Raw genomic sequence first — 6,776 nt, 5'->3', positions numbered from 1 at the left:
GGCCCAATTCTCACCAGCTTCTCAAGGAAACCCTAGAGCGAGCTCGTCGGCCGCCAGAAGCGCCGCCGCTCTCGTTCGATGAGCGGCGTTATAGGCCCAACATTTCTAAGCGTCAACAGGCATAATCACAAAATTGAAAAAATCTTACAAGCCACTGAATTAAAAGCGCTATCCCGAAAGAACCACATTCCGGCCAGTCCGACGGACCGGATAGATCTTGTCCAGGTGGCAAAAATCCTCATCGACGCTGTTTTTACGTGTCAGCGCGCGCCATAGCCGTTTCCACCCCTTCTCCAGGGTATCGCCACAGGCTATTCAGACGGGGAAACGAGACCGGAGAGATGCATGTCCAGCCTTGCAGAAGGCACCTTACCAGACGATCGGCAGGCACGATGACGGGATCGATCAGAGACCGTCTGCCGCGCCTGCCCGTCTCGGAGGTTCTTCCTTCTCTCGGCGAGGCGCTTCACGCGGGCACGCGGGCGGTGCTTTCCGCCCCGCCCGGCGCGGGCAAGACGACGCTGGTGCCGCTCTTCCTGCTCGATGCTTCCTGGCGGGGCGACGGCAGGATCATCGTCCTGGAGCCCCGCCGACTTGCCGCCCGGGCGGCGGCGGGGCGCATGGCGGAGCTGATCGGAGAGAAAGTCGGCGAGACCGTCGGCTACCGCATGCGGCTCGACAACCGCGTCTCGGCCAGGACCCGCATCGAGGTGGTGACGGAGGGTGTCTTCGCCCGGATGATCCTCGACGATCCGGAACTGTCAGGCATTGCCGCGGTGCTCTTCGACGAGTTCCACGAGCGCTCGCTGGATGCCGATTTCGGCCTTGCGCTGGCGCTCGACGTGCAGGCGGCGTTGCGGGAGGATCTCCGCCTTCTCGTCATGTCGGCAACGCTCGACGTGGAGCGGGTCTCGGCGCTGCTCGACAATCCGCCGGCCATCCTCAGCGAGGGGCGCAGCTTCCCGGTCGAGGTGCGCTATCAGGACCGGCCGGCGGGCGAGCGTATGGAAGACGGCATGGTGCACGCCATTGTCGAGGCGCATCGCGGCGAGAGCGGGTCGATCCTCGTCTTCCTGCCCGGGCAGGCCGAGATCACCCGCACGGCCGAGCGGCTGGAAGGCCGGTTCGGCCCGGAGACGACGATCGTGCCGCTCTACGGCAATCTCGGCCAGAAGGAGCAGGACGCCGCGATCCGCCCCGCCCCCGCCGGCACACGCAAGATCGTGCTGGCGACCTCCATCGCCGAAACCTCCATCACCATCGACGGGGTGCGCATCGTCATCGACAGCGGCCTTCAGCGCCTGCCGGTCTTCGAGGCATCGACCGGCATCACGCGGCTGGAGACCGTGCGGGTGTCGCGCGCCTCGGCCGACCAGCGCGCCGGCCGCGCCGGGCGAACGGAGCCGGGCATCGCGATCCGGCTGTGGCACGCCGGCCAGACGGCGGCGCTGCCCGCCTTCACGCCGCCGCAGATCCTTTCCAGCGACCTCTCCTCCTTCATGCTCGACCTTGCCCATTGGGGCGTCACGGATCCGGCAGGCCTTCGGCTCGTCGACCAGCCGCCGGCCGCAGCGGTGGAAGAGGCACGCAACCTGCTTCGCCTGCTCGGAGCGCTCGACGAGGCCGGCACATTGACACCGGCGGGCAAGCGCATCCGCGCGCTTGCCCTGCCACCGCGACTGGCCGCGATGATCCTTCATGCCGCCGATGACGGAGAACAGGCGGCGGCCGCGCGGCTTGCCGTGCTGCTCACCGAACAGGGGCTCGGCGGATCGGCCGTGGATATAGAAGAGCGCCTGCGCCGCTTCGCCGAGGAGCGCGGCGAGCGGGCGCAGGCGGCTCGGCGGCTGGCGCAGCGCATGGCGGATGGCTTCGGCAAGGCCGCAGCCACCTCCGCGAGCCCGCCGGGCGCGCTGCTGCTGCATGCCTTTCCCGATCGCGTCGCCCTGCAGCGCGGCGGGCGCGGGCGATTCGTCATGGCGAACGGGCGCGGCGGCGAGCTGCCGGAGACCGAGCGGCTGGCGGGCGCCGAAATGATCGTCGTCGCCGATCTCACCGGCCAGGCGGGCCGGCAGCGCATCCTCGCCGCGGCGGAAATCGACCGCGCCACCGTCGAGGCCGGGCTTGCAGAAAGCATCGTGCGCGAGGACCAATGCGTCTTCGACCGGGCGAGCCGGCAGGTGCGGGCGCGGCGGGTCGTCAGGCTCGGCGCGATGATCCTCGAGGAAACGCCGCTTCCGCGACCCGGCGGGCCGAAGGCGGCGCAGGCGCTTGCCGAGGGCGTGCGCCTGCTCGGTCTGCAGGTCCTGCCGTTTTCCCGCGAGGCGGCGCAACTGCGTGACCGGATCGGCTTCCTTCACCGCTCCATCGGCGAGCCCTGGCCGGATACGGGCGACGAGGCGCTGCTTGCGCGGCTCGACGACTGGTTCGTGCCCTTCCAGGAGGTGACACGCGGCATCGACGACATTCCCCCGGGCAGCCTGCAGCAGGGGCTGATGGCGCTGGTGCCCCATGAGGTGCAGCGTGATCTTGCCCGCCTCGCGCCCACCCATTTCGAGGCGCCGACCGGCCAGCGCCATCCGATCCGCTATGACGGGGCCGAGCCGGTGCTGGCGATCCGCGTGCAGGAGCTGTTCAGCCTGAAGCAGCACCCGTCCGTCGCCGGCGGGCGGCTGCCGCTGCTGCTCGAGCTGCAATCGCCGGCGCACCGCCCGATCCAGACGACGCGGGACCTGCCCGGGTTCTGGGCCGGTTCCTGGCGGGACGTGCGGGCGGACATGCGCGGGCGCTATCCGAAGCACCCCTGGCCGGAAGACCCGGCCGGAGCCATGCCGACGACGCGCGCCAAGCCGCGCGGCACGTAGGAACGGGATTTCGGCAAAAGGAACCGGGCGTTTCCTGCGCAATCGCGTAAAACGGGGATAGGAGCTTTCGCGATTCGAAAGCGCAGCATCCCGGTGAGGAAGGACGAAGGATGACAGGCTACCAGGACATCGACTTCGAGGGCGCCGGGCGGCGGCTTCGCCTCGAGACGCTCATCCGCCTGCGCTGGCTGGCCGTCGCCGGCCAGTCGATCAGTGTCGTCGTCGTCGCGCTCTGGCTGGAATTCCCGCTGCCGCTGCTGCCGGCGCTGGTGCTGATCGCGCTCCTGGCGGCGGTGAACTTCTTCCTCGCCGTGCGCTTTGCGCCGGCCCACCGCCTGACGCCGGCCTCGGCCTTCCTGCTGCTCGCCTTCGACCTCTGCCAGTTGACGGCGCTGCTCTTCATCACCGGGGGCCTTGCCAATCCCTTCGCACCGCTGGTCTGCGTGCCCGTCATCATCTCGTCCTCGCTGCAACCGGTGCGCTTCAGCATGACGCTGGGGCTGCTCGCCGTCGCCGGCATCACGGCGCTCGCCTTCACGCCCTTTCCGCTGCCCTGGTATCCGGGCACGCTGCTCGTCGTGCCGCCGGTGCTGACCGCCGGCTTCTGGTTCGCCATCGTCTCGACCACGGCTTTCGCCGCCTTCTATTCCTACCGCGTGTCGCGGGAGGCGGCGGAGCTTTCCGATGCGCTCGCGGCAACCGAACTCATCCTCCAGCGCGAAAAGCATCTCTCGCAGCTCGACGGGCTGGCCGCGGCGGCCGCGCACGAGCTCGGCACGCCGCTCGCCACGATCAGCGTGGTCGCCCGCGAAATGGAACGGGAGCTCGGCGCGGACGATCCCTTCCGCGAGGACGTGCAGCTCCTGCGCAGCCAGAGCGAGCGCTGCCGCGACATCCTGCGGCGGCTGACGACGCTGTCGACCGAGGAGGAGGCGCATATGCGCGTCCTGCCGCTCTCCTCGCTGATGGAGGAGGTGCTGGCGCCGCATCGCGAATTCGGCATCAGGCTCAATCTCGTGGAGAACGGCGAGCGGGCGGGCGAGCCCGTCGGCAACCGCAATCCCGGCATTCTCTACGGTCTCGGCAATCTCCTGGAAAACGCCGTCGACCATGCCCGCGAGGAGGTGACCGTCACCGTCAGCCACACGCCGGAACGCGTGACGATCGTCATCGAGGACGACGGCGACGGCTATGCGGCCGACATTCTCCAGCGCATCGGCGATCCCTATGTCACGAAGCGCCAGAAGGACGAGCGGGCCGGCGGCCTCGGGCTCGGGCTTTTCATCGCGAAAACGCTGCTGGAGCGCTCGGGCGCCAGGCTGACCTTCGGCAACCGCACCGGCGACCGCCCGGGCGCGCGCGTTGCCGTCGACTGGCCGCGGGCGCGGATGGAAGCCAGGAATGCGAAATGACTTTACCTGCACCATCTTACGGGCGATAAGCTGATCCCGATCAAGAATGGACGAAAATCCGCCACGGAAGACGCAAATGGCAGAAAATACCGAACCGCACACGGCACCAGACGACATCGGCACCGATCCTACCCTTCTCCTCGTCGATGACGACGGCCCGTTCCTGCGCCGGCTTGCGCGCGCCATGGAAACGCGCGGCTTCACCGTCGATACGGCCGAATCGGTGGCCGAAGGCATCGCGAAGGCCAAGACCAATCCGCCGAAATATGCCGTCGTGGACCTTCGCCTCGGCGACGGCAGCGGCCTCGACGTCATCGCCGCCATCCGCCAGCGCCGCGACGACACGCGCATCATCATGCTGACCGGCTACGGCAATATCGCGACGGCCGTGAACGCCGTGAAGCTCGGCGCCGTCGACTATCTCGCCAAGCCCGCGGACGCCGACGACATCTTCGCCGCGCTGACGCAGCGCCCGGGCGAGAAGGCCGAATTGCCGGAAAACCCCATGTCGGCCGACCGCGTGCGGTGGGAGCATATCCAGCGCGTCTATGAAATGTGCGACCGCAACGTCTCCGAGACGGCCCGCCGCCTCAACATGCACCGCCGCACGCTGCAGCGCATCCTCGCCAAGCGCGCGCCGAAATAATCAGGCCGGCTCGTCCCGCCGGCCCGAGACGATGGCGGATATGTCCGGCCCGTCGCGCCGGGCATCCATCGAGAACTCCGCAAGAAGCAGGCGGCCCGCGGCGACGCGGGCGAAGGCGAAGGTCACGGCCTTTCGCGTCGGCGCTGAGAGCCTGTGCTCCGGCGCCTCGCGCAGCATGTGCGCGCCATAGCCGTCGGAAAGGATGAGGCCGCATTCCTCGGGGAAGATGTCGAGCGGCACGTCCTTGTGCGTGGCGAAGAACAGCCGGTCGCAATGGCGACGATAGTCGGGCCACTTGCGATCGACGCGAAAATCCTCGATCGACGTCTTGATCTCGACGATCCAGATCTCGCCCCTGTCGGACAGGCTGATGAGGTCGGCCCGCCGGCCGCTCGCCAGCGTCAGTTCCGGCAGCACCGCGTGGCGCATCTCCATCAGCATGCGCTGCACGCCGCGGCGCACCATCATGGCGCGATCCGACTGGCGGCCGTCGAGCAGCGGATTGTCGTTGTGCAGCGAAACGATCGTCATGGGTTCAACCTGGATGTGTTTTCGCGTTTTCATTGCGAATCGCCCGTGCCTTGTTTCACGCGATTGCGCATGCAGGGGTAGCTTGCCGGGGCCGCCCGGGCGAATCGCAGTCTACCGCGAATCACCCTGCCGGAAAAAGTTAAGGCGGCGCATTCCCCCGCCCGCGCGGCAAGATTCCGTTAACCGCACGGCGCACTTCCTGTGCGAGGGCGGCGCAGGGCGAAAGAATTGCCATTGAACGGTGCGCGAAGGCATGCTTGGCAAGGAGCCGGGCTCGGCGAAAGCGGCGGACGACCGGCATTATTGTTGCAAAAAAACACTTCCCCGGTTTTTTGCTCAGGCGCAAGCCCGCGCCACGGCGCATAGACTTGCATTGACCGGTTTAATCGAAAATAAACCATGATCGATAAAAGTTCTGCGCCACGGAACTTCTTCATTCCTGATCCTTAAGAGAATCTCATGCGCTTCCGCAATGCCCTCCTCCTGTGCGGCCTCGCAGCGGCCGTCACGCTCGCCGGTTGCTCTTCCTCCTCCACGCCTGCTCCGGGCGAGAAGGTGGCGACAAATGCCATCTTCACATCGGAATATGGCGCTGTCGAGGACAACGGCTACGCCCTGCCGGCGATCCCGATCAACAAGGTGAACACCAAGTTCCACCGCCAGATCGTCGACTACGCCACCAGCGAGAAGCCCGGCACCATCATCGTCAACACGCCGAACCGCTTCCTCTACTACGTGCTGCCGGGCGGCAAGGCCGTCCGCTACGGCATCGGCGTCGGCAAGCAGGGCTTTGCCTGGCAGGGCGAGGCCTATATCGCCTGGAAGCAGGAATGGCCGACCTGGCATCCGCCGAAGGAAATGGCGGACCGCAAGCCCGACGTCGCCCGCTACGTCAAGGACGGCATGGGCCCGGGCCTGAAGAACCCGCTCGGCGCCCGCGCGATGTACCTCTTCAACGAGAAGGGGCAGGACACGCTGTTCCGCCTGCACGGCACGCCGGAATGGGCCTCCATCGGCACCGCCGCCTCCTCGGGCTGCATCCGCCTGATGAACCAGGACATCATCGACCTCTACAAGCGCGTCCGACCCGGCCGCAGCACCCGCGTCGTCGTCCAGCAGTAAGCGGGCAACGGCCTATACAAGAAGAAGCCGCCGGAGCGATCCGGCGGCTTCTTTCGTTTGAGCCTTCGCGACCCGGCGTGCCCCGAATGCCCACATCGTCCGCACCCGGTCGCCTCGGTTCGCCCCGGAAATGCCGTTGCGGCAGGCGGTGCGTGGATGGGACAGAAGGAATCTCTGCGCCACCGTTGACCGGTTTGCAAT

The 6,776-nt window shown here is 67.3% G+C and carries 6 protein-coding genes; 4 read left to right on the top strand and 2 right to left on the bottom strand.

What is annotated here, in order from left to right; all coding sequences use genetic code 11:
• Window positions 1-392 precede the first annotated feature (392 nt).
• The 3 genes from hrpB to L0976_RS13040 all read left to right on the top strand — a co-directional run bounded on the left by hrpB (window position 393) and on the right by L0976_RS13040 (window position 4,922).
• Complete coding sequence (gene hrpB, locus L0976_RS13050; RefSeq protein WP_234187723.1) at window positions 393-2,864, top strand: ATP-dependent helicase HrpB; 2,472 nt, start codon at window positions 393-395, stop codon at window positions 2,862-2,864.
• A gap of 110 nt (window positions 2,865-2,974) precedes the next feature.
• Entirely contained in the window at window positions 2,975-4,276 is a 1,302-nt protein-coding gene (locus L0976_RS13045; RefSeq protein WP_203317003.1) for an ActS/PrrB/RegB family redox-sensitive histidine kinase, read from the top strand.
• 76 nt (window positions 4,277-4,352) lie between these two features.
• A complete protein-coding gene (locus L0976_RS13040) occupies window positions 4,353-4,922 on the top strand; it encodes an ActR/PrrA/RegA family redox response regulator transcription factor (protein ID WP_203317002.1) in 570 nt (189 codons plus the stop codon).
• On the opposite strand, the gene L0976_RS13035 is transcribed toward L0976_RS13040, so the two are convergent.
• Together L0976_RS13035 and L0976_RS13030 are read right to left on the bottom strand one after the other, a co-directional pair.
• Entirely contained in the window at window positions 4,923-5,453 is a 531-nt protein-coding gene (locus L0976_RS13035; RefSeq protein WP_203317001.1) for an MmcB family DNA repair protein, read from the bottom strand.
• 179 nt (window positions 5,454-5,632) lie between these two features.
• A complete protein-coding gene (locus L0976_RS13030) occupies window positions 5,633-5,890 on the bottom strand; it encodes a hypothetical protein (RefSeq protein ID WP_234187721.1) in 258 nt (85 codons plus the stop codon).
• Window positions 5,891-5,912: 22 nt separating this feature from the next.
• Here L0976_RS13030 and L0976_RS13025 point away from each other — a divergent pair, with 22 nt between their 5' ends.
• Window positions 5,913-6,575: a L,D-transpeptidase gene (locus tag L0976_RS13025; protein WP_203316999.1), complete on the top strand. Its 663-nt coding sequence runs from the start codon at window positions 5,913-5,915 to the stop codon at window positions 6,573-6,575.
• Window positions 6,576-6,776: the final 201 nt, after the last annotated feature.

It is taken from the genome of Shinella sp. NM-101 (assembly GCF_021401195.1).
GTDB lineage: Bacteria > Pseudomonadota > Alphaproteobacteria > Rhizobiales > Rhizobiaceae > Shinella.
The sequence above is the reverse complement of the archived record's forward strand: the minus strand, read 5'-3'. Positions and strand labels throughout refer to the sequence as shown.

What these genes read in the sequence shown, in the direction of transcription:
- L0976_RS13045 (WP_203317003.1), top strand. Translation starts at nt 2,975, where the DNA reads ATGACAGGCTACCAGGACATCGACTTCGAGGGCGCCGGGCGGCGGCTT.
- L0976_RS13040 (WP_203317002.1), top strand. Translation starts at nt 4,353, where the DNA reads ATGGCAGAAAATACCGAACCGCACACGGCACCAGACGACATCGGCACC.
- L0976_RS13030 (WP_234187721.1), bottom strand. Translation starts at nt 5,890, where the DNA reads ATGAAGAAGTTCCGTGGCGCAGAACTTTTATCGATCATGGTTTATTTT.
- hrpB (WP_234187723.1), top strand. Translation starts at nt 393, where the DNA reads ATGACGGGATCGATCAGAGACCGTCTGCCGCGCCTGCCCGTCTCGGAG.
- L0976_RS13035 (WP_203317001.1), bottom strand. Translation starts at nt 5,453, where the DNA reads ATGACGATCGTTTCGCTGCACAACGACAATCCGCTGCTCGACGGCCGC.
- L0976_RS13025 (WP_203316999.1), top strand. Translation starts at nt 5,913, where the DNA reads ATGCGCTTCCGCAATGCCCTCCTCCTGTGCGGCCTCGCAGCGGCCGTC.